Origin of the sequence: Agrobacterium sp. DSM 25558 (genome assembly GCF_900100825.1) — a bacterium.
Classification (GTDB): domain Bacteria; phylum Pseudomonadota; class Alphaproteobacteria; order Rhizobiales; family Rhizobiaceae; genus Agrobacterium.
Genome location: NZ_FMUD01000028.1, coordinates 1 through 26632, shown reverse-complemented (window position 1 = coordinate 26632; position 26632 = coordinate 1). Strand labels below are relative to the sequence as shown.

Below are 26632 nucleotides of genomic sequence, written 5' to 3'. Positions count from 1 at the left end.
AGGGGTTTAGCGGATGGGTATGATTTCAGTGGTGTTTGAACGGCAGCCTTTGCGGTCTACCTCCGGGCAACTGCGGAAGCCGAGGTCCTTGTTCATGCAGATGCGGACTTCTTCCAGCCTTGGCCCGTCACAGCTGATTGCGAGACCTTGTTTCGTCATGCCCGGATTATCAGCAATGAAGGCCGTTTCGACGGCATCTGCGGAGAGCGTCTTGCTGCTGGTGCCGGATGATAAGTCTTTGGGCAGATTGACGCGCTGATAGGCGGCGCGAATCGTATCGAGATAATCCTTTTGCGACAGACCGCTGCACGATCCGTGCTTGCGCCATTGGTGGCCGATGAGGCCCATGGACGGCATGATGTCGAACATGCTGCTACCAAGGCTATCAGGCACACGTTCCTGTTTGTCCTTGCCGCAGAATTCGGGATAGCCACTTTCATTCTGTGGCCACAGGCCGTGGACGATGAACCCGTACTTCCGATCACCGCCGCATTGCTGGCGGCTGTTCTGACCGGCATCGCTGGCGCAGAACGCCGGCGACCACGACAGTGACAGCACGTAAAAATCAAAGCCTGAACCAACCGGCGGCTGCGGCGTTTGCATAGGTGACGGCGCAGTTGCCGAAATGGTGATCGGCTTTCGTGGGGTCTCTTGCTTTTGATCGGCAAACATAAACCACCCTGCCGCAGCCAGTGAAAGTGCACCCAATGCAATAAAACCGGCATATTGTTTCATTGGGTCAATTATCTTTCCGTGGCCGCGATGACGAAGTCTTGATCGGTATCGGGTTTTATACCATCCCGCCACTGTGGCAAACAGGCGACCGAAAAATGAACCATGGGTGATAGTCTTAGTTGAAACGGAGCTTGTATAACGAATAAGCTCAGCGAATCCGGCAAAAGGCCACGCTGTCCGGATGGGGAGTCAGTCCAGGCATGTCCGTATGAAATTGAAAAAATACATCTGGCCCGTCGTGGGCGTGGCAACCATCGGTTTTTCCGTCTGGCTGCTGTACAAGGAACTGAAACACCTTTCCTTGGACGACGTTTGGGGCAGTCTCGCCGCCATCAATCCCCACCACTGGCTGATGTCAGGACTTTGCACACTCGTGGCCTATGCCGCACTGGCAGGATATGACCGGATTGCCCTGCAACATCTCAAGCGTAAAGTTGGCTGGGTCTTCATCACGCTGACGTCGTTCACCACCTACGCGCTGTCGCATAATGTCGGTGCATCGGTCTTTTCAGGTGCCGTCGTGCGCTACCGTGCCTATACGTCCAAAGGGCTCAGCGTTTCGGAAATTGGCGTGCTGGTGGCCCTGTGTTCATTTACCTTCGCCATCGGCACCATCATGCTCGTCGGCTTTATTCTGGTGTACGAGCCTGAGATAACCGAACGCTTCGTCGGCGTTCTGCCCGTCGAGGCCTCTGCGACGACAGGCGTTGTTCTGCTGGGAATCGCTGGCCTTTATCTGCTCGGTAGCCTGTTCAAACTTCGTCCTTTGAGAATAGGCTCGTTCACGCTGTTCTACCCGGCGCCGCACCTCGTCATACAGCAATTGGTGATTGGCCCAATCGAACTGCTGGGCGCAGCTGGCATCATCTACTTCGCCCTTCCGGAAGCCGGAAATCCTGGCTTCATGGTGATTCTCGGCATCTTCCTGATATCGTTTTCCGCAGCGCTGATATCGCACGCCCCCGGCGGGCTGGGGGTGCTGGAACTGGTGTTCGTTACCGGCCTGCCGGACATGAACCCTGCAGACGTTATCGCAGCGCTGCTGGTGTTCCGCCTGTTCTATCTCATCATTCCGTTCATCATCGGCCTGTTCATCATCCTCTTTTTCGAGAGGTCGCAACTGGCCGTGGCGGAGCGGGAAGAGCGGCAGGCGGAACTGAAGTAGCGCAGCTACTCGCCGCGCAGCCAGAATGCGCGGTGGGAGGCATACCGATCCTGCGCCATCGTGGCTCTCAGCACCGGCAAAATCGTGTGCAACTCCTCCTTCAGCGTGAAGGGCGGGTTGACGATGATCAAGCCGGAGCCGCTGAGGCCTTCCACCCGGTCGCTGCGCACGGAAAGCTCGGCGCACAGCATCTTCGGTATCTCGTATGACTGAAGAAGCTCGTGGAAGTCCTTGATTGGAGCGCTTTTTTTCAGCGGGTACCACAGGCAATAGGTGCCTGTCGAAAACCGGCGATAGGCCTTGTGGAAACCTTCGGCCAGCCGCTCATATTCGTTGTCTTTTTCAAATGGCGGATCGACCAGCACGAGGCCGCGCTTTTCCTTGGGCGGCAAATGCGCACCAAGCGACAGCCAGCCATCGAGTTCGGTCACGCGCGCCTGATAGTCACCTTCAAACAGACGGGACAGCGCACGGAAATCATCCGGGTGCAGTTCCATGGCCGACAACCGGTCCTGCGGGCGAAACAGCATGCGCGCCAGCTTTGGCGAGCCGGGATAAAACTGGATGCCGCCATCAGGATTGAGTTCTCTGACCGCTGTCAGATAAGGCTCCAGCAGTTCCGCCACCGCTGGCGGCAGGTCCGCGTCCAGCAGCTTGCCGATGCCGGTCTGCCATTCGCCGGTTTTCTGCGCTTCCACGGAGGACAGATCGTATAGGCCGATGCCCGCATGGGTATCGAGAACGCGGAACGCCTTGTCCTTGTTTTGCAGATAACGCACGAGCCGCGCCATGACCGCATGTTTGAGAACATCGGCAAAATTGCCTGCGTGGTATATGTGCCGATAGTTCATGCGCGCCGATGCCTTTTATGAATATTCTTGATGGTCGTCACTTGGCCCTTTTGGCCGCATTGCCTTTGCAATATACAAAAGTCATGAATGATGCGACCCCGATTTCCACCAAAGCCGTGACTGGTGCTGTCAGCATCGGTCACACCGTCTGTCCGCACGACTGTCCAAGCGCCTGCGCGCTGGAGGTGGACATCACCGCCGATGGTCGAATCGGCCGTGTGCGGGGTGCCAATGCCAACACTTACACGGCGGGCGTTATCTGTGCCAAGGTGGCGCGCTATTCGGAGCGCATCTACCATCCGGACCGTTTGCTGACGCCAAAGCGCCGCAAGGGTGCCAAGGGCGCAGGCGACTGGCAAGAGATCAACTGGGAGAACGCGCTCGATGAGATTGCCGACGCTTTCGTCAAGGCGGAAGCTAAGCATGGCGCTGAAGCTATCTGGCCGTATTTTTACGCCGGGACGATGGGGCAGGTGCAGCGCGACAGCATAGAGCGGCTGCGCCACGCCAAGAAATATTCCGGCTTCTTCGGCTCGATCTGCACCAACATGGCCTGGACCGGTTATGTGATGGGCACCGGTGCGCTTCGTGGCCCGGACCCACGCGAGATGGCAAAAGCCGATGTCGTCGTCATCTGGGGCACCAATGCGGTGGCCACGCAGGTCAACGTCATGACCCACGCCATCAGAGCTCGCAAGGAACGTGGTGCCAAGATCGTGGTCGTGGATATCTACGACAATCCGACCATGAAACAGGCGGATATGAAGCTGATCGTGCGTCCCGGCACGGATGCGGCCCTTGCCTGCGCTGTGATGCACATTGCCTTCCGCGATGGCTATGCCGACCGCGCCTATATGGCGAAATTTGCGGATGATCCCTCGGGGCTGGAAGCGCATCTTGCATCCAAGACACCGCAATGGGCCGCTGATATTACCGGGCTGTCGGTCGAGGAAATCGAGGCTTTCGCAAAGCTCGTCGGCACCACGCAGAAGAGCTTTTTCCGCCTAGGCTACGGTTTCGCCCGCCAGCGCAACGGCGCGGTGGCCATGCATGCGGCATTGTCCATCGCCACTGTGCTCGGCTCCTGGCAGTATGAGGGCGGCGGCGCGTTTCACAACAATGGCGACATCTTCCGGCTGAACAAGGCGGAACTGATGGGCACCGCCTATGCCGATCCCAATGTGCGCCAGCTCGACCAATCGCAGATCGGTCGTGTGCTGACCGGCGATGCCGAGGCTTTGCGCTATGGCGGGCCGGTAACGGCGCTGCTGATTCAGAACACCAATCCGGTCAATGTCTGCCCCGAGCAGCGGCTGGTAAAGCAGGGCTTCCTGCGCGACGATCTCTTCGTTGCCGTGCATGAGCAGTTCATGACCGAGACGGCGGAACTGGCCGACATCGTGCTGCCCGCCACCATGTTCCTCGAACATGACGACATCTACCGCGCCGGTGGCCAAAACCACATTCTGCTCGGCCCAAAACTGGTGGAGCCGCCTGAGACCGTTCGTACCAATCTCTTCGTCATCGAGGAACTGGCAAAGCGCCTCGGCGTCTCTGATATGCCGGGCTTCGGCATGACGGAGCGCGAGCATATCGATCTCATTCTGAACCCCGGCGGATGGGGCGATTTCGATAGTCTTGCCGAAGAGAAATGGATCGATGCGCAGCCGCCGTTCGAAGTTGCGCATTATCTCGAAGGCTTCGGCTATGCGGACGGAAAATTCCGCTTCAGCCCGGATTGGCAGAGCGGCCCATCCCCCAACAAACCGCCGAAGAATGTGCCGGTCATGGGACCGGTCGCTAAGCTACCGAAGTTCCCCGATCAGGTGGATGTTATCGAAGTGGCCGATGCCCAGCATCCGTTCCGTCTGGCGACATCGCCCGCCCGCAACTTCCTGAACTCGACCTTTGCGGAGACGAAGACGTCTGTTCAGAAGGAAGGTCGCCCGGAGGTGATGATCTGTCCTGCCGATGCGCTACGTCTTGATATTGTCGATGGCGATATCGTGCGGATTGGCAATGCGCGTGGAGAACTGCGCATTCATGCCAAGATCGTTGACGGGGCGAAAGCGGGCGTGCTGATTGCCGAAGGGCTGTGGCCCAACAAGTCGCATATGGATGGTGAGGGTATCAATATTCTGACTGGCGGCGATGCCGTCGCGCCTTATGGCGGGGCCGCTTTTCACGACAATAAGGTCTGGCTGAACAAGGCCTGAGAGAGTTGCAGGATTTTTATGACCCAATCGATTGATAGCACTGTGGTCCGTATTGCTGACGAGGATCGGGTGAAGCTGGTCTCGAAAGAAACCGTCTGGAAGCGGTTCGTTCACCTTCAGACATTGGTCTTCGACCAAAAAATGCCGGATGGACGTGTGATCCGCATCGATCGCGAAGTGCACGACCACGGCAGTGCTGCCGCCATTTTGCTTTTCGACCCGAACAAAAATGCGGTGGTTCTCGTCCGCCAGTTCCGCCCCGCGGCCTTCGTGAATGGCGATCCAAGTTTCATGCTGGAGGTACCGGCAGGCTTGATCGATGACGACCAGCCCGACGAAGCCATCCGCCGCGAGGCAATGGAAGAAACCGGTTATGCCGTGAACGACGTTCGATATCTTTTCCAGACCTACGCGAGCCCAGGTACGCTGACGGAGAAAGTCGGACTGTTTTACGCGCGCGTCGATCTAGACGAAAAAGCCGGACTTGGCGGTGGACTGGCAACGGAAGGCGAGGACATCGAGGTTCTCTCCATTCCGCTCGACCAAGCATTCGGCATGATCTCGACGGGTGAAATCACCGACGCGAAGACGATAATTTTGCTGCAATGGGCGATGCTCAATCGCGAGCGGTTGTGAGTTTTAAGTAAAGTCAGGCAAATGCCACGTTCTCAGCAGCTGCGGCATCGGCGAGCTTCTTGTCGCTTGTGGCCAGTGGCATGGCGCGTGATACGGCGAGTGCCAGATAGGCCGCGTCGTAAGCGGACAGCGAATGCTTTTTCGCCAGCCGCATGATGGTGATTTGATCGCCGCCGCTGACGAGGGTTAGAGGTAGGTTGGTGAAGCGCAAAAGGATCGAGAAGATCGCATCCTGATCTATGCGTTTTCGCTTCTCTGCCGATAGCAGGATATTTCGGAGTTCATGGGATAGAAGGTCAGGCGCGAAAGCGTCGTCTGTTTCGAGCATATCCAGCGCTTTGTCTGCGGCGTCATTTGTCTCATCTGGCAAGAACCATGCGGCGACAATGGATGCATCAACAACGAATGGCATTAATGCCTGCCTTCGTTTTTCCAGGCTTGGATTTCGTCGGCGCTGACGATCGATCGCTGTGCTTTCTCTGTCCGCAAAGCATCCAGCATTCGCCGGCGCTCTTGGGTATCGTTCGCCTTTATCAGTCGGGCGACGGGCTCGTCGCCGCGTGCGATGATCACGTCTTCACCGGCTTCGACTTTCGCCAGAAGCTCGGAAAGATGTGTTTTTGCTTCGCCAACTTTTACCGTGAGCGTCATGGCTCAAGAACTCCATTTCACACTGAAGTTATCAAGTCCGAGGGCGCTTGGTCAAGCGGTTGGCCAAGTCTGAGGTTTTATGCAGAAATCAGCTGCTGCCCAACGTCGCAGGCATCTTCACCGCGCACGGCCTTGCCTCCCTCCATCCGTACTTTGCCCTCGGCCAGAAGCTTGAGCGCCATAGGATAAAGCTGGTGTTCCACGGTCAGAACACGGGCGGCGAGGGTGTCTGCGTTATCGCTGACCAGAACTGGCACTGCCGCCTGGCCGATGACCGGGCCTTCGTCCATGCCCTCGGTGACGAAATGGACCGTGCAGCCGGTGATCTTCATGCCGCTTTCGATGGCGCGTTCATGGGTGTGAAGGCCGGGGAAGAGAGGCAGGATGGATGGGTGGATGTTGATGATCCGGCCTTCATAAGGCGAGATGAAATCGCCGGAGATCAGGCGCATGTAGCCTGCGAGGCAGATGATGTCAGGGGCGATTTCGCTCAGCGCGGCCAGAATGGAGGCTTCGTGCTCGGCCTTGCTGGAATAGGTCTTGCGCTCGAAAACGAGGGTGGGAATGCCGAGACTCTGCGCTTTCGCAAGGCCGCCAGCCGTTGCCTTGTCTGAGATGACGCAAGCGATTTCGGCCGGAAAATCCGGGGCCTGGCACGCCTGGGCCAGCGCCATCATGTTGGAGCCGCTGCCGGAGATGAAAACGACGACGCGCTTGCGGGCAGGGGCGGTGCTCATAGGCCGAGCGTACCCTTGTAGATCGTGCCATGTGCGTCTTCCGCACGAGCGACCATGCGGCCGAGTGCGAAAACGGTTTCGCCTTCGGCCGTCAAAGCGTCGGTGACCGTCTGAGCGTTCTCGGGGGACACGACGACGATCATGCCGACGCCGCAGTTGAAGGTGCGCAGCATTTCGTTGGGGGCAACGCCGCCGGTCTTGGCAAGCCATGAGAAGACAGCGGGCACCTTGATGGCCTCGAGATTGATCTCAGCGGCCAGATGCTTTGGCAGAACGCGCGGAATATTTTCTGGGAAGCCGCCGCCGGTGATATGCGCCAAGGCCTTCAGAGCGCCGGTTTCGCGGATCGCCTTCAGAAGCGGCTTTACATAGATGCGCGTCGGCGTAAGCAGCGCTTCGCCGAGCTTCTTGCCCTCGGCAAAGGGGGCCGGGGCATCCCAGCCGAGGCCGGAGAGAGAAACGATCTTGCGCACCAGCGAGAAGCCGTTGGAGTGAACGCCCGAAGAGGAAAGGCCCAGAATGACATCACCTTCGGCAATGTCACCCGCTGGCAGAAGCTGGCCACGTTCGGCAGCGCCGACTGCAAAGCCTGCGAGATCGTAATCGCCATCCGAATACATGCCCGGCATTTCGGCGGTCTCGCCGCCGATCAGCGCACAGCCGGATTCGCGGCAACCGGCGGCGATGCCGGTGACGATGGCTGCACCCTGATCCGGATCCAGCTTGCCGGTTGCGAAGTAGTCGAGGAAGAACAGCGGTTCTGCGCCCTGCACCACGAGATCGTTGACGCACATGGCGACGAGGTCGATGCCGACAGTGTCATGGTAGTTGGCGTCGATGGCGATCTTGAGCTTGGTGCCGACGCCATCATTGGCGGCGACCAGAACCGGGTCGGTGAAGCCAGCGGCTTTCAGATCGAACAGGCCGCCGAAGCCACCGATTTCACCATCCGCGCCGGGGCGACGGGTGGAGCGTACGGCTGGCTTGATTTTCTCGACCATCAGGTTTCCGGCGTCGATATCCACGCCTGCATCGCTGTAGGTAAGACCGTTCTTGCCCGACTGGCTCATGGCTCTCGTCTCCACTGGTTCCGTTTGGCGTCGCCATTCGCATGAGACGGGTGACGATGCAAGTATGAGTGCGGCAAAAGGCATGTTTTTCACGCCTTTTGGCTGTTTTAGCCGTATTGTTATGGGAAAGGTCAGCCGTGACGAATTTGGCAACGGTGCCACACTTGACCAGTCCGGTCCACGCATCCTATCTCCTAACCACGGCGTTATGAGCACAGGCGCTCAAAGGAGCAGACGATGCAACCACATATCAGAGGCCTTAACCTGAGACGCCAGATTTTTTTCTGGCTGGGCGCTCTCGTATTTTTCGTCGTGTTCCTGATGGTCTTCAGCTCCATTCTGCTGCCCTTCGTGGCAGGCATGGCGCTCGCCTATTTCCTCGATCCCATCGCCGATTGGCTGGAGCGTCGGGGTTTGAGCCGGATGATGGCGAGCGTGATGATCCTCGTGTCCTTCGTGCTGCTGTTTGCGTTGTCGTTGATCATCATCATTCCGTTGATCGTTGCGCAGGCATCGGAGTTCATCACCCGTATTCCGCAATATATCTCGTCGCTGCAACAACTCATTGCCGGTGCCGATACCAATCTGCTTCCGGGCTGGGTCAGCTCGCAGATCGATACGGTGAAGGAAAACTTCTCCAAACTGCTGACCGAAGGTGCGGGCTTCATCGGCACGCTGCTGACGCAAATCTGGAATTCCGGCAAATCGCTGGTCGACGTGATCTCGCTTCTGGTGGTGACACCGGTCGTGGCGTTCTACCTGCTGCTCGACTGGGATCGCATGATCGAAAAGGTCGACAGCTGGATACCGCGTGACCACGTGGCAACCGTGCGCCAGATTGCCCGTGATATGGACAGCACCATTGCTGGCTTTATTCGTGGACAGGGCTCGCTGTGCCTCATCCTCGGCGTCTATTATGCCGTGGGCCTTTCTCTGGTGGGATTGAATTTCGGGCTGCTCATCGGCTTCTTTGCAGGCGCGATCAGCTTCATTCCCTATGTCGGCTCCATGATCGGCCTCGTGCTGGCTGTTGGCGTCGCGCTGGTTCAGTTCCTGCCTGACTACGTCAACGTCATTCTGGTGCTGGCGGTTTTCTTCTCTGGCCAGTTCATCGAAGGCAACATTTTGCAGCCGAAACTGGTCGGCAGCAGTGTCGGCCTCCACCCGGTATGGCTGATGTTCGCACTGTTTGCGTTCGGCGTTCTGTTCGGCTTCGTCGGCCTGCTGGTCGCGGTACCTGCGGCAGCGGCTGTTGGTGTGCTGGTGCGCTTTGCACTGTCTCGTTATCTCGAGAGCGATCTTTACCACGGTCGCGCCGCAACGCTACCGTGGGATGGTGAGGGTGCAGCGATAGAGGCGTTGCCGCCGAAAAAGATTGATTCCCAGAGCTGAAAGATGACTGAAAACCATAAACCCGGTGCTGGCAGGCCCAGAGCCGAGCAGCTACCGCTTGCTTTTTCCCATCAGACGGCAACGGGCCGCGAAGACTTGCTCGTCGCCGCACCGCTTCACGCTGCCGTCAGCATCGTGGATGAGTGGCCGCGCTGGCCTTCGCCTGTCGTCATTCTGGTCGGCCCTCAAGGGTCTGGCAAATCCCACCTCGCCAGCATCTGGAAAAACACCAGCGGCGCGGTTGAGATAAAGCCGCAGTCGGGCGGGGATGCCGCACGCGCAGCCGAAAGCGGCCCCGTTCTGTTCGAGGACGCGGATAGAGACGGCTTCGACGACACGGAATTGTTTCATGTCATCAACACTGTGCGTGAAAACGGCACTTCGCTGTTGATCACCACGCGTGAATGGCCCGCCGCATGGCCGGTGACGCTGCCCGATCTGCGTTCGCGCCTGAAGGCCGCGACAGTGGTGGAGATCGGAGAGCCGGACGAGGACTTGCTTGGTCAGGTGTTGATGAAACTCTTTGCCGACCGCCAGCTTTACATGGATGACAAGCTTGTCAGCTATATCGTTGCGCGGATGGAGCGTTCGCTCAATACGGCGCAGACGATAGTCGAGCGGCTGGATCGTCTCGGCCTGTCGCGGGGAGCGCGCATCAGCAGGGCTATGGCGGCGGAAGTGCTGACGGAGCTTGGCAGCGATGTAGACGAGGATTGACTGTCACAGTTCCGTCGTCAAACTGTTATACGGCCATAACGGCATCGGACTGCGGTTTTTAAATCGCCGATGTCTCAACAAGACCTGAAGCTGCATGCGCTATCCTGTGTTGCAGCCATCGGTCTGGATCTATTAGAGGGCGGAGTATTCGATGGATTCGGTAGTGCAGGACGGTGTGAACGAAGGCACGCAAACAGCAGCCGAGGTTCAGGACCTATGGAACAGCCCCTCGCGTTTCATAAACCGTGAATTCTCCTGGCTGCAATTCAACCGACGGGTACTGGAAGAGACGCTCAACACGGCTCATCCCCTGCTGGAGCGCCTGCGGTTCCTTTCGATTTCCGCGGCCAACCTCGATGAGTTCTTCATGGTTCGCGTCGCCGGTCTGGAAGGACAGGTCCGCCAGAACGTGACCGTCAAGACACCTGACGGCAAGACGCCTGCCGAGCAGCTCGAAGATATCCTCAAGGAAATCGACAATCTTCAGATGGAGCAACAGGCGTCGCTTGCCGTTCTTCAGCAATATCTCGCCAAGGAAGACATCTATATCGTTCGTCCTGCGTCGCTTTCCGATCAGGATCGTGTCTGGCTGGAAAACGAATTCGAGGAGCTGATCTTCCCGGTCTTGACGCCGCTTTCGATCGATCCGGCGCATCCGTTTCCGTTCATTCCCAATCTCGGCTTCTCCATGGGCTTGCAGCTGGATAGCGTCAACGGTCGTGAGCCGATGACGGCGCTGCTTCGTCTGCCGCCAGCGCTAGACCGTTTCGTGCGTCTGCCGGATGACAAGACCGCGATCCGTTACATCACGCTCGAAGATGTCGTCGGCCTGTTCATTCACCGGCTTTATCCCGGTTATACCGTGCGCGGCTTTGGCACCTTCCGCATTATCAGAGACAGCGATATCGAGCTTGAAGAAGAAGCGGAAGACCTGGTCCGTTACTTCGAAAGCGCGTTGAAGCGCCGCCGTCGCGGCTCGGTCATTCGTATCGAAACAGACAGCGAAATGCCGCCGTCGCTGCGCCAGTTTGTGGTGCATGAGCTTGGCGTGCCGGACAACCGCGTTGCTGTTCTGCCGGGCCTGCTGGCCTTGAACACGATATCGGAACTCGTCAAAGCGCCGCGTGAAGACCTGAAGTTCGAACCCTACAATGCCCGTTTTCCGGAGCGCGTGCGTGAGCATGCGGGCGATTGTCTTGCCGCCATCCGCGAAAAGGACATGGTGGTTCACCACCCCTATGAAAGCTTCGATGTGGTCGTGCAGTTCCTGCTGCAAGCGGCCAGAGACCCTAACGTTCTTGCCATCAAGCAGACGCTTTACCGCACCTCCAACGACAGCCCCATCGTGCGCGCGCTGATCGACGCTGCGGATGCCGGCAAGTCGGTGACGGCGCTGGTGGAGCTGAAAGCGCGTTTCGATGAAGAGGCCAACATTCGGTGGGCGCGAGATCTGGAGCGCGCTGGCGTTCAGGTCGTATTCGGCTTCATCGAGCTAAAGACACACTCGAAGATGTCGATGGTCGTGCGCCGTGAAGACGGCAAGCTGCGCACCTATTGCCACCTTGGCACGGGCAACTATCACCCGGTGACGGCAAAGGTTTATACGGACCTTTCCTTCTTCACCTGCAATCCGAAGATTGCGCATGACATGGCCAACATCTTCAACTTCATCACCGGTTACGGTGAGCCGGAAGAGGGGATGAAACTGGCGGTTTCGCCCTATACGATGCGCTCGCGTATCCTCAAACACATCCATGATGAAACCGAACATGCCAAAAATGGCGTGCCAGCGGCGATCTGGATGAAGATGAATTCGCTGGTCGATCCTGAGATCATCGATTCGCTTTATCGCGCCAGCGAAGCCGGTGTCGAGATCGATCTGGTCATCCGTGGTATCTGCTGCCTGCGGCCGCAGGTGCCGGGTCTATCGGACAATATTCGCGTCAAATCCATCGTCGGACGGTTCCTCGAACACAGCCGTATTTTCTGCTTCGGCAATGGCTACGGCCTGCCATCCGACAAGGCTTTGGTCTATATCGGCTCGGCCGATATGATGCCGCGAAATCTCGATCGACGCGTGGAAACAATGGTGCCACTGGTCAATCCAACGGTGCATGAGCAGGTTCTTTCACAGATCATGCTGGGCAATCTCATTGACAACCAGCAGAGCTACGAGATACTGCCGGACGGAACGTCGAGGCGCATCGAGGTGCGCAAAGGCGAGGAACCGTTCAACGCGCAGCACTATTTCATGACCAATCCTAGCCTTTCGGGACGTGGTGAAGCCTTGAAATCCAGTGCGCCCAAATTGATAGCCGGGCTGAGCTCAGCCCGCAAGAAACAGGCTGAATGACACGATCAGAAGCACAGGGGCGGCTTACCGGTCTCGCCCCCGTTTCCGTCATAGATATTGGTTCGAACTCCGTTCGTCTCGTTGTGTATGAAGGTCTCTCGCGCGCCCCTGCGGTGCTGTTCAATGAAAAGGTCCTGTGCGGCCTCGGCAAGGGCCTTGCCCTGACGGGTCGGATGGATGAGGAGGGCGTGACACGCGCACTGGCTGCGCTGCGCCGTTTCCATGCTTTGTCCGAACAGGCGCAGGCGCAGCAACTCTACGTGCTGGCAACGGCTGCGGCCCGTGAAGCCTCGAACGGCCCGGACTTCATCCGCGATGCGGAAGCCATTCTCGGCTGCGAGATCGAGGTTCTCTCCGGCGAAAAGGAAGCGCTCTATTCCGCCTATGGCGTGATCAGCGGCTTCCATGATGCCGACGGTATTGCCGGTGACCTGGGCGGCGGCTCCCTTGAACTCATCGACATCAAAGGCAAAACCTGTGGCGAGGGCATCACGCTACCGCTGGGTGGATTGCGGTTATCGGAATATTCCGGCGGCTCCATCGAGAAAGCCACCAGCTTTACGAAAAAACAGGTGAAGACCGCAAAGCTGCTCGCCAAGGGTGAGGGGCGCACGTTCTATGCGGTGGGCGGCACGTGGCGTAACATTGCCAAGCTGCATATGGAAATCACCGGCTACCCCCTGCACATGATGCAGGGTTACGAATTGCCACTGGCGGATATGCTGAGTTTTCTGGACGAGGTCATTGCCTCCAAGGACAGCAAGGACCCCGCCTGGCAGGCGGTCTCAAAGAACCGCCGCACGCTGCTGCCCTTCGGTGCCGTCGCCATGCGCGAAGTGCTGGAGACGATGAAGCCGGCCAAGATTGCGTTTTCGGCGCAAGGCGTTCGTGAAGGTTATCTCTATTCGCTGTTGCCCGAAGCCGAGCAGAACGCCGATCCTCTGCTTGTCGTCGCCGACGAACTCGCCATTCTGCGTGCCCGTTCGCCTGAACATGCACGCGAACTTGCGGACTGGAGCGGCAGAACGGTGCCGATCTTCGGTATCGATGAGACGCCTGACGAGGCACGGTATCGGCAAGCTGCCTGCCTGTTGGCGGATATCAGCTGGCGCGCGCATCCCGACTATCGCGGCTTGCAGGCGCTGAACATCATCGCCCACTCGTCGTTCATCGCCATCACGCACCCCGGCCGTGCCTATATCGCTCTGGCCAATTATTATCGCTTTGAAGGCTTGAACGACAACGGCACGACGGAGCATCTGACAGCCATTGCCGGTGAGAGAATGCAGGTGCTGGCGAAGCTGCTGGGTGGCCTGTTGCGGGTCGTCTATCTTTTTTCGGCATCGATGCCAGGCGTGGTCGACCACCTCAAATTCCGCCGCTCGGAGCGCGACGATATCGATCTGGAATTTGTCGTGCCGCATGAGTATTGCGATTTTGCCGGCGAACGTCTGGAAGGACGGCTTCAGCAGCTGTCGAAGTTGACCGGTAAGAAGCTGGCATTCGTATTCGAGTGAGTAAGAGTGAAGCCTACAACATTCGTTGCAGGCTCCACTCATGATGCGACTTACTTCGCGTCCAGCAGGTCTTTCACTTCAAGCAGAACGAACTCGTTGTCATCGGCCTTGTCCAAGGCGCGACCGGCCGAGAAGGGCAGGTTGTTGTCGTTGCCGACGATAATGTGTGTGGCATCGACGCGGTCGACATTTTCGATGGTGACGAATGGCATCGTGTAGGTGCCATTTGCGCTGCCCTGACGAGCCTTATTGTCAGGGTCGGCGATCTTCATAAGGTCGATATAGCCGATCTTGCGTGCCGACTTGCCGACATTGGCATCGTTCATCTCGATCTTGTAGATACGCTTCAGCTTGGCAGGAACGGCAAAGCAGTTCGCTTCCGGCTTTTTCGGATCAGCGCACGCCTGGTCAGCCGTGCCTGCACCATTGTCGCGTTCGATGACGAGAGCGGTCGTGTCGTCCAGCATGTTGAAGTCACCGATGGCCTCGCCACCTTCTGCCAGCGGATAAAGCCATGTGCGGCCGGTCCATGCCTTGGAAGCGACATCGAGTTCGATGATGCGCAGGCCTGTAGCGCCATCTTCTGTCTTTTCGACCTGACCTTCGGCATTATAGAGCGGGCCTTCCAGAAGGCCGTAAAGCTTGGAACCATCCTTGGACATCGCCAGGCCTTCATAGCCGCCGGAGCGCTTCAGGTTAAACGATGGCATTTTCTGCGTCGGGTTGCCGGGCAGGCTAAGCGTTGGATGGTCGGGAGACTTTACGTCGATGTCGCCAGCCTTGGTGGAAACCACATCCGTCAACTTGCCGTCACGGGTGAATTTCAGAATGTAAGGGCCAAATTCTTCACCGACCCAGAAACCATCGGCCACCGGCTGGATGGATTCGACGTCGAAGTCGGCACCGGTGAGATAGCGCTTGTCCGAGCCTTCCATGACGATGGGGAAGGGTGCCTTCTTGTCCGGGTCGGACAAGAATACGGTTTCCAGCGCGTTGACCTTGCCGGCATCCCAATCGAACGAGATATGGTGCAGCATCAGCATCGAATCGCTGGAATTGGACTTCGAGCCGAAACCATTGTCGGAGAGGCTCCAGAACGTGCCGTCTTCCATGGTCTTGATGCCGGAAAAGCCCTGCATGGCCTGGCCTGCAAATGGCATGGAAAGTCCGGTCGTGCGCACTCCATCCTTACCGGGCACGGTGCCCAGACCTTCAGCGCGCTTGCGGTCCGGCGTGGTGAACTTGGCTGACGTCTTGAGGTATTCCGGCGCATCGTCCGGTGCCTTGATGATCGTGTTCGCGGGAAGCACGGCCTGGGATACGAGCTTTGCGGGAAACTCCTTCTCCGCGGCGAAGGCAGAAACGGTGCCGATGACGAGGATTGCGGCGGAGGCGAGGAGGGTCTTTTTCATGAAGGTACCTGTCGGTTTGCGTGTAGATGCAGGCACCGATAGGCAAGCTTTATGACAGAGAGATAATGCCGACTTGAAGATTTGATGACGCTTATAGAGCAGACGCCATCAGGCCGCGATGGGATGCTTGCTGAGTGCGCAGACGCCAAGCGTCTGGCCACGTCCCTTGACGGCGTGCTCGCCCAGATACTCGCTTCTAACGCCCTTCGGCAGCAGCAGTTGGTGGGCGAGATCGGACGAGATGAGAACCGGATAACCCAGCATCTTGCTGAGTGACTCAAGGCGCGCCGTGGTGTTCACGGTATCGCCGAAATAGGTAATCTTGTGATGATCCACGCCGATTTCCGCCGTGATGACCGGCCCACCATGAATGGCGAAACGCAACTTCGGCACGGTGCCGAAACGGGAAAGCCATGCGTCCCGGCTGGTTTCGATGGTGGCGAGAATATCGAACACGCAATTGATACAGGCGGCCCGGCGGATCGCCACGTGGTATGGCCATGTTATGATGGCGGCGTCGCCGATGTAATCATCGATCACGCCGCCATGACGTCTGACGGGAGCGGCATAGGTGGAAAACAGCTCGCCCAGATATTCCTGCGCTCTCAAATCACCATTGGTTTCGGCGAATGATGTCGACCCCACGAGATCGATGAACAGGAAGACACGCTCTTCGCTGACCGGGCGGCGATAACGACCAATGATGAGATCGATGAAAATATCGCGACCCAGCAACTCGCGCACTCGCATGATGAAGACGATGACGGCACAGACGCCCAGCGTGAAGACAAGCGTCTGCATTTCGGCGTGAACGGCTCTACGCCAACCCATGGGCAAAACGCCAGTCGCCCAAAGGATCGTACCGCCAAAGCCGAAGCCGCAGAAAACGAGGATGGCGTAGATAACCAGCCCAACGACGATATAGGCGGGTGTCGGCAACATGCTGATGCGGCGTGAAAGCCCCGGCAATATGTAACCGCGTTCAAAGGCAAGGATGGGTGCGCAGGCGAAAAGAGCGTAGGTTGCGCCAATCAGCGCCCCGCCGCCATATTCCAGGAATGCATAGGCCACACCGCTGCCGGCAACCGCCAGAAACAGCATAACGTAATCCAGCATTGCGAGAATTTTTCTCATCCGGGCTCTTTTGCAAACGGGTCGGGCAGACGCTGCCATCCATGATTGGAGACAGACATCTGATTCCCGCCGGTTGCGACCATATTGTGGAAACGACCGACCAAACAGTGATGTTTCGGTAATGTAAGACCGATGGATGCCAGATGTGACCGACTTGCATCGGTGAAACAGGCGCATCCGTGGTTATGGCTTGAAAGCCGTCAGTCCTGAACTTCAACCTGTGGAAGTTCCAACGCTTCCACCTTCTTGCCCGCGAAACGCAAAGCGACTTCGCCGCGGATCAGCTTCAATGCTGGTTCTCCGAAAAGATCCCGCCGCCAGCCGGAAAGGGCAGGGACCGCCGCGCTCTCGCCATCCGACGCGATGCGGTCGAGATCTTCACTGTTGGCGATGACCTTCGCAGCGACGCCATGTTTATCCGCCGTCAATTTCAAAAGAACCTTCAGAAGTTCGACGGCAGCACCCGAACCTTCCGGCGAATGGCTCTGGCGCGGTGCAGTCGGCATCTCGCCTTTGGGCAGTGCCAATGCCGCATTTACCGTTTCGATGATGGCGGTGCCGGAGCCCGAGCGCTCCCAGCCCTTGGGGATGGTACGCAGACGCGACAGGGCTTCGGTATCCTTCGGTTGCTGTTGGGCAATCTCGAAAATCGCGTCGTCTTTCAGGACGCGCGACCGCGGAACGTTGCGCGACCGCGCCTCACGCTCACGCCATGCGGCGATGAATTTGAGGATGGCGAGTTCGGTCGGCTTGCGAAGGCGCGATTTCAACCGCAACCAGGCATCATCAGGGTGCATATCATAGGTGTCGACCGATTCGAGAATGTCCATCTCTTCCTTCAGCCAGGATGAGCGGCCTTCACGTTCCAGCTGTGCTTTCAGCGCCAGATAGACGTCCCGCAGATGCGTCACGTCGGCCAGCGCATAATCCAGCTGCTTTTCCGTCAGCGGGCGGCGGCTCCAGTCTGTAAAGCGCGAGGACTTGTCGATCTGGACGTTCTTGATCTTCTGAACGAGCTGATCGTAAGAAATCGAGTCGCCGAAGCCGCACACCATGGCGGCGACCTGCGTATCGAAGATCGGGTGCGGAATAAGGCCGCCGAGATGATGGATGATTTCGATGTCCTGGCGCGCCGCATGGAACACCTTGATGACGCTTATATCCGCCATCAGTTCGAACAGCGGCGTCAGATCGATATTCTTCGCCAGCGGGTCGACCAGCACTTCCAGCGTCGGACTTGCCATCTGCACGAGACAGAGTTCCGGCCAGAAAGTCGTTTCTCGCAAAAATTCCGTATCGATAGTGATGAAATCGGATTTCGCCAGTTCCTTGCAGGCTTCGGCGAGTGCTGTAGTCGTCTCAATCATTGTTTTTTTGCCGCTCATGGAAAGTATTAAACTTACTTTCCCTTTGAAGCGCCTATGTCAATACAAAGGCAGCCCTTCTTGGGTCTCTGTGCCATCTTTCCGGGTTTTATGCGAGTGTTTATCAGTCTTTTTTATCTGGATCGGACGGAGGAGGTGCTGCCAGCTTGCTGAAATAGGCCGAGGTGCGCAAAAGCGGGCGGAAGCGCCAGTTTCGCTCTTCCGGGGGCACGGCGGCGCGCACGGTCAGCCGATAGATCGTATAGATCATGAAAACGATCTGGATCGCAGCCGTATAGGCAAACAGCGCCTTGGGGCCGAAAATATCCATAAACACAGAGGCCAGCAATGGCCCTGCGGTGGCACCCAGCGACCAGAAAAACAGCAGCCCGGCCGACATCATGGCATGTTCCCCATCTTTGGCATGATCGTTGCCGTGGGCGGAGCTGAGCGAATAAAGCGGAAGCGCGAACGCGCCGAAGACGAAGACGCCGACGACGTTTCGCAACTGGTCGCTTCCGGCAAAGAAGGACAGGAACAGTCCGGTAATGACTGAACCGGCGGTGGTTGCGAGAATGATGATGCGGCGGTCGTAGCGGTCCGAGTAGACGCCGAGTGGATATTGCAGCACGACACCACCGATGATGCCCGCGCTCATGAAGGTAGCGATAGAGGTGACGGACAAGCCGATCTGCTCGGCATAGATGGGGCCGATGTTGCGAAAGGCCGACATGCTGAGGCCGACCGCGATACAGCCGATGACCGCCAGCGGAGAAATGCGCCAAACGGCGAACAGATTGAACGGCACCTGTTTGGGCGGCGCGGGGTTCGATTTGTCCGCGAGCGAGATCGGTACCAGCGAAAGCGTCAGCGCCATGGCGATCAGCGAGAAGATCGCAGGCCCCTCGATGCCGACAGCCGGGATGACATATTGCGCCAATGTCACCGAGCCGAGATCGACGAAACGGTAGATGGACAGCGTGCGCGCCCGGTTGGAATTCGTCACCTGCGCATTGATCCAGCTTTCGATGGTGGCGAAGAGGCACGCCACGGCAATGCCGATGATGAAGCGCATCGCAAACCAGAAGAACGGATTGGTGATCAGCACCATGGTAATGGAAGCGGCGGATGCGATGGCCGCCATAGCGGCGAATACCCGGATATGGCCGATTTCGCGCAGCAGGCGGGTGACGTTGACGCAGCCCACGGCGAAACCGAGGCTGTAACCGGCGCTGATGAGGCCGATGGTGCTGGCGGAAAACCCTTCCGACAAACCGCGAAGCGCGATGAAGGTGCCCTGCAGGCCGTTTCCGCCAATCAGAATGCCTGCCGTCAGCAGCAGCGGAAAAAGGGGTCTTAACTGGCTCATGCGTCACACATCGCGTGTCTGGAGAGGATTGAGAGGGCAATGATAGGGATAGCCGATTCGCAACGGTCAAATACGCCTAAAGGCGGCGCAATACGGGACAATATTGCGCTTTGCCTTGACAAATCAGGCAGGCCATGCGCTTTTCCGCCCGATTTAGAATATGCGATCCATGTGCTGATCGCCGCTATGTTTCAGGATAACAAAATGCATCGTTACCGCAGCCACACCTGTGCCGCTCTCCGCAAGTCGCATGTCGGCGAAACCGTTCGCCTTTCGGGCTGGGTTCACCGTGTGCGAGATCATGGCGGCGTTCTCTTCATCGACCTTCGCGACCATTACGGCATCACGCAGGTTGTTGCAGACCCGGATAGCCCGGCGTTCAAGTCCGCTGAAGTCGTTCGTGGCGAGTGGGTCATCCGCATTGATGGTCTTGTCAAGGCGCGTTCGGAAGACACGGTCAACAAGACCATGGAAACCGGTGAAATCGAGCTGTACGCGCAGGAAATCGAAGTGCTGGCCGCTTCCAAGGAACTGCCGCTGCCGGTCTTTGGCGAGCCTGACTATCCTGAAGACGTGCGCCTGAAGTACCGCTTCCTCGATCTTCGCCGGGATACGCTGCACAAGAACATCGTCAAGCGCACGCAGATCATTTCAGACATGCGTCGCCGCATGGGCGATATCGGCTTTGCCGAATATTCCACGCCGATCCTGACGGCATCTTCGCCAGAAGGCGCGCGCGACTTCCTCGTGCCGAGCCGCATCCATGAAGGCAAGTTCTTCGCACTGCCGCAGGCACCGCAGCAGTACAAGCAGCTTCTGATGGTGGCCGGTTTCGACCGTTACTTCCAGATCGCACCCTGCTTCCGTGATGAAGACCCGCGTGCAGACCGTCTGCCCGGCGAATTCTACCAGCTCGACCTCGAAATGAGCTTCGTGACGCAGGAAGACGTCTGGGAAACGATGGAACCCGTCATTCGCGGCGTGTTCGAGCAGTTTGCCGAAGGCAAGCCGGTCACCCAGAACTTCCGTCGCATCGCCTATGACGATTCGATCCGCACGTATGGTTCCGACAAGCCGGACCTTCGCAACCCGATCGAAATGCAGGCCGTGACCGACCATTTCGCCGGTTCCGGCTTCAAGGTCTTCGCAAACATGATCGCGTCCAACCCTAAGGTCGAAGTCTGGGCAATCCCGGCCAAGACCGGTGGCTCCAGAGCATTCTGCGATCGCATGAACGCATGGGCTCAAGGGCAGGGCCAGCCAGGTCTTGGCTACATCTTCTGGAAGGAAGAGGACGGCAAGGTCGTCGGCTCCGGTCCTCTTGCTAAGAACATCGGTGAAGAGCGCACCGAAGCGCTGCGCGTTCAACTCGGTCTGGAAGCGGGCGATGCGTCCTTCTTTGTGGCAGGTGATCCTGCCAAGTTCTACAAGTTCGCAGGCGAAGCCCGCACGCGTGCAGGCGAAGAACTGAACCTCGTTGACCGCGACCGTTTCGAGCTGTGCTGGATCGTCGACTTCCCGTTCTTCGAATATAACGAAGAAGAGAAGAAAATCGACTTCGCTCACAACCCGTTCTCTATGCCGCAGGGCGGAATGGATGCGTTGGAAAATCAGGACCCACTGACCATCAAGGCCTACCAGTACGACATGGTCTGCAACGGCTACGAAATCGCCTCCGGCTCCATCCGTAACCAGTCGCCTGAACTGATGGTCAAGGCCTTTGAGAAGGTAGGCTTGAGCCAGCAGGACGTGGAAGACCGCTTCGGTGGCCTCTACCGCGCCTTCCAGTACGGCGCACCTCCGCATGGCGGCATGGCAGCCGGCGTGGACCGCGTCGTTATGTTGCTGACCGGAACCAAGAACCTGCGCGAAGTCACGCTGTTCCCGATGAACCAGCAGGCACAGGATCTGCTGATGAACGCACCGGCTCCCGCCTCGCCAACGCAGCTTCGCGAACTGGCACTGCGCGTGGTGCCGACGCCGAAGAAGGATTGATCCTGATGCTGCAAGGGTTGCTTGACCGCGCCCGTGCAGCCTTCACCCATGTCTTGGCGGCGGCTTTGGCTGCCGCCTTTTCTTTTTGGGTTGCCCGCCATTTGCTGGGCCATCCCCAGCCGATCTTTGCGGCGATAACCGCGCTCATATGCCTCGCGCCTAACATTCCCAACCACTTCACGCAGGGCATCAATCTGCTCATTGGCGTGACGACGGGTCTGATCGTCGGTGAAGTCGCTTTGATGTTCCCCTACGAAATGGGAGAGGTGCGAATGGCCGTGGCGATCTTCATTGCCATGATCATCTCCGCATCCCTCAACAAGGCACCCATGGTGGCAATACAGGCCGGTGCCTCAGCCATGCTCGTGCTTTTGCTGGGACCGCAGAGCGCCGGTTTCGTCAGATTGCTGGACGTTCTGGTGGGCGTAGCAACCGGCATCTCCATCGCCTTCGTGTTCTTCCGTAAAAAGCCGGATGCCTGAAAACAAAAAAGCCCCGGAGCATCGCTGCGCCGGGGCTTTATCATGATGTTAGATGACTATTCGTTCGCCTTAACCGTGACACCCAGAACCTGGGGAATAGTATTCGGCGCACCCATGGCAGCACCCATGATCATCGGGAACGGCACGGGCTTTGCTGGTTCAGCTGAGATCGTGAAGTTCTTCGGGTCGTCGATGTAGGCATTCACGGCAGCGGAAACGGCGTTCTGCAGTTCCGGAACGTTCAACTGTGCCATCATCAAAGGAACCATGCCCTTGATAGTCTGAGACAGCTGCTCGCCCGTCATACCCTGTTCGCCAGCGGCGTAATCGATGGCGCGCTTGGTGATGCTGGCGTCCTGGAAGCTGACTTCGGCGCTGACGAAGCTCAGTTGCTGCATCAGGCCGAGCATGGCAAGGCCTGCTGCCTGGTCTGCCTGTTCCTTGTTGGGGTTGGCGGCCTGCGCCTTGACGGCTTCCTGCATCGACTGAATGAAGTTCAGCGTATAACCGGAGAAGCTGAATGCCATGTTGAGGCGGCCTACATCCTTCAGGTCGATGGCATATTCATCGATGGTCATCGTGCCCGGTGCGATTTCCCATGAGCCGCTCATCGTCATCTCGCCGCTCAGCGTCTTGACCTTCAGCTTGTCGATGGCTTCCTTGCTTTTCGGATCGGTCACGTCGCTGAGGTCGGCTTTGAAGCCGGTGGCGTTTAGATCGAAGCTGATCGTGCTGTCATCTTCGCTCTTGGTCAGCGTGGTGGTTGTTTCCTCAAGCGCGAAGGCCTGCTTGCCATCGATCTTGACAGAAACCGGGCCGCTGTGGGCCTCGTCATAGAGCAGCATCGAGTCGACCTTGCCCGTCGTTGCGTCTGCGGGAACGACGACACCGGACATGTAGATATCGGAAACATCGACAGCGACGTTCTCCTGTGCGTATTTCACATTATCGAAGCTCATTTTTTCGATGGTGTAGCCGCCGTTGTCTTCTTCCACGCCCTCAAGCGTCACGTTGCCAAGCGGGAACGTCTGTTCCTTGGCGGCACTCGCCGTGAAGGTAACGCCGCTAAAGGTCACGTTGGAGCCATCGACGGCAATAGACTTCGCAGCGATTTCTGCGCCCTGAACGTGATAGGCTGCATTGATCTTCTTGAGCACATCTGCACCGTCAAGGGCGAATGCCGGTGACGCGAAGGCGACGGCTGCGGCGCTGGCAAACAGAAAATGCCGGGTGGTTTGAAGTCTCATCCTATCTCTTCCCTCATAATGTATGGAAAACGGTCGACCGATAATCTGGAATCACGCATTTATATCCGAGGCATAGCCTTGGTCTACTGCATTCGTACTTTGCAACGAATGGCCGAATTGCGGCATAAAAACAAGATTAACGAAAAATATACGTATCACCGGCTTCATCCACAGAGGAAAAGCGTTGATTCCTTGCCGGGAATCGTCCTTTCCGCTAGTCAAGCGCCATGGCAAAAAACATTGTTCCTCCGTCCGGCGGAGACGACGACAATATTGTACCGATCGATTTGAAGGCGGCGCTCGAAGAGCGCTATCTGGCCTATGCGCTATCGACCATCATGCACCGTGCGCTGCCGGATGTTCGTGATGGCCTGAAGCCGGTCCATCGCCGCATTATTCATGCCATGAGCGAAATGGGCATTCGCCCCAATTCCGCGTTTAAGAAATGCGCCCGTATCGTCGGTGACGTCATCGGTAAGTTTCACCCGCATGGCGACCAGTCGGTCTATGATGCGCTGGTGCGTCTGGCGCAGGATTTTTCTCAGCGTTATCCGATCGTGGACGGGCAGGGCAACTTCGGCAACATCGATGGCGATGGCGCTGCCGCCTATCGTTACACCGAAGCGCGCATGACGGATGTCGCCGCTCTGCTGCTTGAGGGTATCGAGCAGGACGCGGTCGATTTTCGCCCGACCTATAACGAGGAAGACGAAGAGCCGGTCGTCATGCCCGGCGCGTTCCCCAACCTTCTCGCCAACGGCTCCTCCGGCATTGCCGTGGGCATGGCAACCTCCATTCCGCCGCACAACGCGCATGAGCTGTGCGATGCGGCACTTCGGTTGATCAAGAACCCGGAGGCGAGCGTCGAGGATCTGATGTTCGATCCCGCTCACCCGGAAAAGGGCGGTATTGAAGGCCCGGATCTGCCCACGGGCGGCATCATCATCGAGAGCCGCGAAAGCATGCTCGACGCTTACAAGACCGGTCGCGGTGGTTTCCGCGTGCGGGCGAAGTGGGAGATAGAAGATCTCGGTCGTGGCGGTTACCAGATCGTCATCACCGAAATTCCCTATCAGGTTCAGAAATCACGGCTGATCGAGAAGATTGCCGAGCTGCTGCTGGCGCGCCGCCTGCCGCTTCTGGAAGACGTACGCGACGAATCCGCCGAGGATGTGCGCGTGGTGCTGGTGCCGAAGAACCGCACCGTCGATGCCACGCTGCTGATGGAATCGCTGTTCCGCCTGTCCGATCTGGAAAACCGCATTCCGCTCAACATGAACGTTCTGTCCATGGGCCGTGTGCCCAAGGTCATGGCGCTGAACGAGGTGTTGAAGGAATGGCTGGACCACCGCCGGGACGTGCTGCTGCGCCGCTCCCGTTTCCGTCTTGCCGCTATCGACCGCCGCCTGGAAATTCTTGGCGGCTTCCTCATCGCCTATCTCAACATTGATGAGATCATTGCCATCATCCGCGAGGAAGACGAGCCGAAGCCGGTGATGGTTGCGCGCTTCAACCTCACCGATATCCAGGCCGAAGCCATTCTCAACATGCGCCTGCGCTCCCTGCGCAAGCTGGAAGAATTCGAAATCCGCACGGAATTCGAAGGCTTGAGCAGCGAAAAGGCCGAGATCGAGTCGCTGCTGGCATCGCCGGACAAGCAGTGGAAGACGGTTGCCTGGGAAATCGAAGAGGTCAAAAAGAAATACGCCAAGGTCACGAAGCTCGGCGCACGTCGCACCCTGTTTGCGATGGCACCGACCGCCGATATGGATGCCATCCAGCAGTCGATGATCGAGAAGGAACCTGTCACGATCGTCATCTCCCAGAAGGGCTGGATCAGAGCGTTGAAGGGCCACATGACCGACACATCGGCGCTGACCTTCAAGGAAGGCGACGGCCCGAAACTGACATTCCCAGCCCAGACCACGGACAAGCTGCTGCTGGTGACGACAGGCGGCAAGGCCTACACGCTGGGCGCAGACAAGCTGCCGGGCGGGCGTGGCCATGGCGAGCCGGTGCGCATCATGGTGGATATGGAGAACGATCAGGACATTCTGACCGCCTTCGTCCATGATCCCTCCCGCAAGCTGCTGCTCGTCTCCACCGGCGGAAACGGCTTCGTGGTGGCGGAAACGGAAATGGTGGCCAATACCCGCAAGGGAAAGCAGATCATGAACGTCGCCATGCCGGATGAAATGAAACTGGTCGTGCCTGTGACGGGCGATCATGTCGCTGTCGTTGGCGAAAACCGCAAGATGCTGACACTCCCGCTATCGCAAGTGCCGGAAATGTCACGCGGCAAGGGCGTGCGCCTGCAACGCTACAAGGACGGTGGCATCTCGGACGTAAAGTGCTTTGCGCTGGCAGCAGGCCTGACATGGGCAGACAGCGCCGGGCGCTCTTTCTCCAAGGTGGGTGACGAGCTGCTGGAATGGATGGCCGACCGCGCCACCGCAGGCCGCACCGTACCGAAGGGTTTTCCGCGTAGCGGCAAGTTCGGCGGGTAAGGGCAGGGCGTCCATCCCTCTCATCTTCGCCTCGCGCCACCATTGTCCGGTTAGAACGGGAGGGTGGTTTGGCGCAAATACATCCACCTCCGTCACCCCGCACTTGCTGCGGGGTCCAGCCGACGCGCTATGCGCGTCTAGAAACGTTCTTTCAGCCCAAGGACTTGGCTGACTGGATTCCGGCTCAGGGCCGGAATGACCGGGTGAGTGGATGTATCAAACCCTTGAGGGCGAATCCGGGTGGGTTGCCGCTTGACAGGCTCAAACAAAAAAGCCCACCGACGATTGGACTGAACCAACTGTCGGTGGGCTTGAAGACCGGCGGAATATGACCGCCTATCTTGCGTGATTAGTCGTCCAGCTTGTCGTAGTCCAACTTCGGAGCAGCTTCGAGCGCTTCCTTGGTCGTGTCGACATAGGCCTTCCATGTGCCATTGTCGTTGTTGATGGCAACGGAGGCAGGGTCGAGAACGACGTAGCTCTTATCGATACCAAGGAAGCCACCGACGCTGGCAACCAGACCGATGACAGACTTGCCATCGCCGATCACGACGTCTTCGATTTCACCGATGTTCTCGTTCTTTGCGTTGTAGATATCCAGACCATCCAGCTGCGAAGCGGTGAGGTCGGTCTTCTGCACATTGACGAACTTCAAAGGGCCATTTGCCTTGGTGCCCATGGTAATCCCAGGACCCGAAAGCGTCGCATCAGAACCAGCAGCCGGTGCAGCCGCAGGAGCCGTCGTCGCTGTCTGTGCAAACGCAACAGAAGATGTCAGAACCGCAGCAGCAGCCAGTGCGAAAACCTTGTTTTTCATAATGTTTCTTCCCTTTTCAGTATCGGACACGGTGTCCGGGGGAAGAACGGGTTGGGTTGGGTTTGGTTCCCAGCTTCATCCTCCTGCAATAACGGATATTTGAAATTCAAACTACGATATTATTGCTTGGGATCCATTCCCATCTCTAAATTTACTGCGCATACTTGACATATTTTTGAAATAGATCGTTGGCTGTCTTTTTCGGATTTTTATTTATTGTTTGAGCTCTTTTTTTTGAATACATATGAATTAATACATATGAATT

At 57.8% G+C, this 26632-nt stretch carries 22 protein-coding genes; 10 read left to right on the top strand and 12 right to left on the bottom strand.

Translation table 11 applies throughout. The features are described 5' to 3' along the window. Positions 1 to 6: 6 nt before the first annotated feature. The gene (locus tag DSM25558_RS20460) at positions 7 to 735 is read right to left on the bottom strand and encodes a ribonuclease T2 family protein (protein WP_077106539.1); all 729 of its coding nucleotides are present in this window, start codon (positions 733 to 735) and stop codon (positions 7 to 9) included. A gap of 208 nt (positions 736 to 943) precedes the next feature. Here DSM25558_RS20460 and DSM25558_RS20455 point away from each other — a divergent pair, with 208 nt between their 5' ends. Beyond that, entirely contained in the window at positions 944 to 1900 is a 957-nt protein-coding gene (locus DSM25558_RS20455) for a lysylphosphatidylglycerol synthase domain-containing protein (protein WP_077106538.1), read from the top strand. A gap of 5 nt (positions 1901 to 1905) precedes the next feature. Here DSM25558_RS20455 and DSM25558_RS20450 read toward each other — a convergent pair whose 3' ends face one another. Continuing rightward, positions 1906 to 2751, bottom strand: coding sequence for a 23S rRNA (adenine(2030)-N(6))-methyltransferase RlmJ (locus DSM25558_RS20450; protein WP_077106537.1), 846 nt, complete (start codon positions 2749 to 2751; stop codon positions 1906 to 1908). A 17-nt stretch (positions 2752 to 2768) separates the two neighbouring features. Here DSM25558_RS20450 and DSM25558_RS20445 point away from each other — a divergent pair, with 17 nt between their 5' ends. Beyond that, the gene (locus DSM25558_RS20445) at positions 2769 to 4967 is read left to right on the top strand and encodes a molybdopterin oxidoreductase family protein (RefSeq protein ID WP_077106536.1); all 2199 of its coding nucleotides are present in this window, start codon (positions 2769 to 2771) and stop codon (positions 4965 to 4967) included. Between the two features lie 18 nt (positions 4968 to 4985). Next, positions 4986 to 5603 carry an NUDIX domain-containing protein gene (locus DSM25558_RS20440; protein WP_077106535.1) on the top strand — a complete coding sequence of 206 codons (618 nt, stop codon included), beginning with the start codon at positions 4986 to 4988 and terminating at the stop codon, positions 5601 to 5603. 13 nt (positions 5604 to 5616) lie between these two features. Here the strand turns inward: DSM25558_RS20440 and DSM25558_RS20435 are convergent, their stop codons facing one another. From DSM25558_RS20435 to purM, 4 genes are all read right to left on the bottom strand, one after another. Next, positions 5617 to 6015 carry a type II toxin-antitoxin system VapC family toxin gene (locus DSM25558_RS20435; RefSeq protein ID WP_077106534.1) on the bottom strand — a complete coding sequence of 133 codons (399 nt, stop codon included), beginning with the start codon at positions 6013 to 6015 and terminating at the stop codon, positions 5617 to 5619. Beyond that, positions 6015 to 6254, bottom strand: a complete 240-nt coding sequence (locus DSM25558_RS20430; protein ID WP_077106533.1) for a type II toxin-antitoxin system Phd/YefM family antitoxin — start codon at positions 6252 to 6254, stop codon at positions 6015 to 6017. The genes DSM25558_RS20435 and DSM25558_RS20430 overlap by 1 nt, the downstream gene beginning before the upstream one ends. Before the next feature lie 77 nt (positions 6255 to 6331). Further along, entirely contained in the window at positions 6332 to 6991 is a 660-nt protein-coding gene (gene purN / locus DSM25558_RS20425) for a phosphoribosylglycinamide formyltransferase (protein WP_077106532.1), read from the bottom strand. Further along, on the bottom strand, positions 6988 to 8061 hold the full coding sequence (gene purM, locus DSM25558_RS20420; protein ID WP_077106531.1) for a phosphoribosylformylglycinamidine cyclo-ligase: 1074 nt from the start codon (positions 8059 to 8061) through the stop codon (positions 6988 to 6990). The genes purN and purM overlap by 4 nt, the downstream gene beginning before the upstream one ends. Positions 8062 to 8298: 237 nt before the next feature. On the opposite strand from purM, the gene DSM25558_RS20415 reads away from it, so the two are divergent. From DSM25558_RS20415 to ppx, 4 genes are all read left to right on the top strand, one after another. Next, positions 8299 to 9453, top strand: coding sequence for an AI-2E family transporter (locus DSM25558_RS20415; RefSeq protein ID WP_077106530.1), 1155 nt, complete (start codon positions 8299 to 8301; stop codon positions 9451 to 9453). 3 nt (positions 9454 to 9456) lie between these two features. Continuing rightward, positions 9457 to 10170 carry a DnaA regulatory inactivator HdaA gene (gene hdaA, locus DSM25558_RS20410; protein WP_077106529.1) on the top strand — a complete coding sequence of 238 codons (714 nt, stop codon included), beginning with the start codon at positions 9457 to 9459 and terminating at the stop codon, positions 10168 to 10170. A 151-nt stretch (positions 10171 to 10321) separates the two neighbouring features. Next, complete coding sequence (locus DSM25558_RS20405; RefSeq protein ID WP_077106528.1) at positions 10322 to 12523, top strand: RNA degradosome polyphosphate kinase; 2202 nt, start codon at positions 10322 to 10324, stop codon at positions 12521 to 12523. Beyond that, positions 12520 to 14040 carry an exopolyphosphatase gene (gene ppx / locus DSM25558_RS20400; RefSeq protein WP_077106527.1) on the top strand — a complete coding sequence of 507 codons (1521 nt, stop codon included), beginning with the start codon at positions 12520 to 12522 and terminating at the stop codon, positions 14038 to 14040. Before DSM25558_RS20405 ends, ppx begins: the two co-directional genes overlap by 4 nt. 50 nt (positions 14041 to 14090) lie before the next feature. Here the strand turns inward: ppx and DSM25558_RS20395 are convergent, their stop codons facing one another. From DSM25558_RS20395 to DSM25558_RS20380, 4 genes are all read right to left on the bottom strand, one after another. Beyond that, entirely contained in the window at positions 14091 to 15452 is a 1362-nt protein-coding gene (locus DSM25558_RS20395; RefSeq protein ID WP_077106526.1) for an esterase-like activity of phytase family protein, read from the bottom strand. A gap of 108 nt (positions 15453 to 15560) precedes the next feature. Beyond that, positions 15561 to 16586: an adenylate/guanylate cyclase domain-containing protein gene (locus DSM25558_RS20390; protein ID WP_077106525.1), complete on the bottom strand. Its 1026-nt coding sequence runs from the start codon at positions 16584 to 16586 to the stop codon at positions 15561 to 15563. A 200-nt stretch (positions 16587 to 16786) separates the two neighbouring features. Continuing rightward, positions 16787 to 17953, bottom strand: coding sequence for a ribonuclease D (gene rnd / locus DSM25558_RS20385; protein ID WP_077106574.1), 1167 nt, complete (start codon positions 17951 to 17953; stop codon positions 16787 to 16789). Positions 17954 to 18074: 121 nt separating this feature from the next. Beyond that, on the bottom strand, positions 18075 to 19319 hold the full coding sequence (locus DSM25558_RS20380; RefSeq protein ID WP_077106524.1) for an MFS transporter: 1245 nt from the start codon (positions 19317 to 19319) through the stop codon (positions 18075 to 18077). Positions 19320 to 19523: 204 nt separating this feature from the next. Between DSM25558_RS20380 and aspS the strand changes: the two genes are divergently transcribed. Together aspS and DSM25558_RS20370 are read left to right on the top strand one after the other, a co-directional pair. Then, positions 19524 to 21314: an aspartate--tRNA ligase gene (aspS, locus tag DSM25558_RS20375; protein WP_077106523.1), complete on the top strand. Its 1791-nt coding sequence runs from the start codon at positions 19524 to 19526 to the stop codon at positions 21312 to 21314. 5 nt (positions 21315 to 21319) lie between these two features. Then, positions 21320 to 21796 carry an FUSC family protein gene (locus DSM25558_RS20370; protein ID WP_077106573.1) on the top strand — a complete coding sequence of 159 codons (477 nt, stop codon included), beginning with the start codon at positions 21320 to 21322 and terminating at the stop codon, positions 21794 to 21796. Between the two features lie 56 nt (positions 21797 to 21852). On the opposite strand, the gene DSM25558_RS20365 is transcribed toward DSM25558_RS20370, so the two are convergent. Further along, a complete protein-coding gene (locus tag DSM25558_RS20365; protein WP_077106522.1) occupies positions 21853 to 23043 on the bottom strand; it encodes a hypothetical protein in 1191 nt (396 codons plus the stop codon). 227 nt (positions 23044 to 23270) lie between these two features. Between DSM25558_RS20365 and parC the strand changes: the two genes are divergently transcribed. Then, entirely contained in the window at positions 23271 to 25550 is a 2280-nt protein-coding gene (parC, locus tag DSM25558_RS20360; RefSeq protein ID WP_077106521.1) for a DNA topoisomerase IV subunit A, read from the top strand. Positions 25551 to 25899: 349 nt separating this feature from the next. On the opposite strand, the gene DSM25558_RS20355 is transcribed toward parC, so the two are convergent. Beyond that, the gene (locus DSM25558_RS20355) at positions 25900 to 26367 is read right to left on the bottom strand and encodes a PRC-barrel domain-containing protein (RefSeq protein ID WP_077106520.1); all 468 of its coding nucleotides are present in this window, start codon (positions 26365 to 26367) and stop codon (positions 25900 to 25902) included. Between the last annotated feature and the right edge of the window lie 265 nt (positions 26368 to 26632).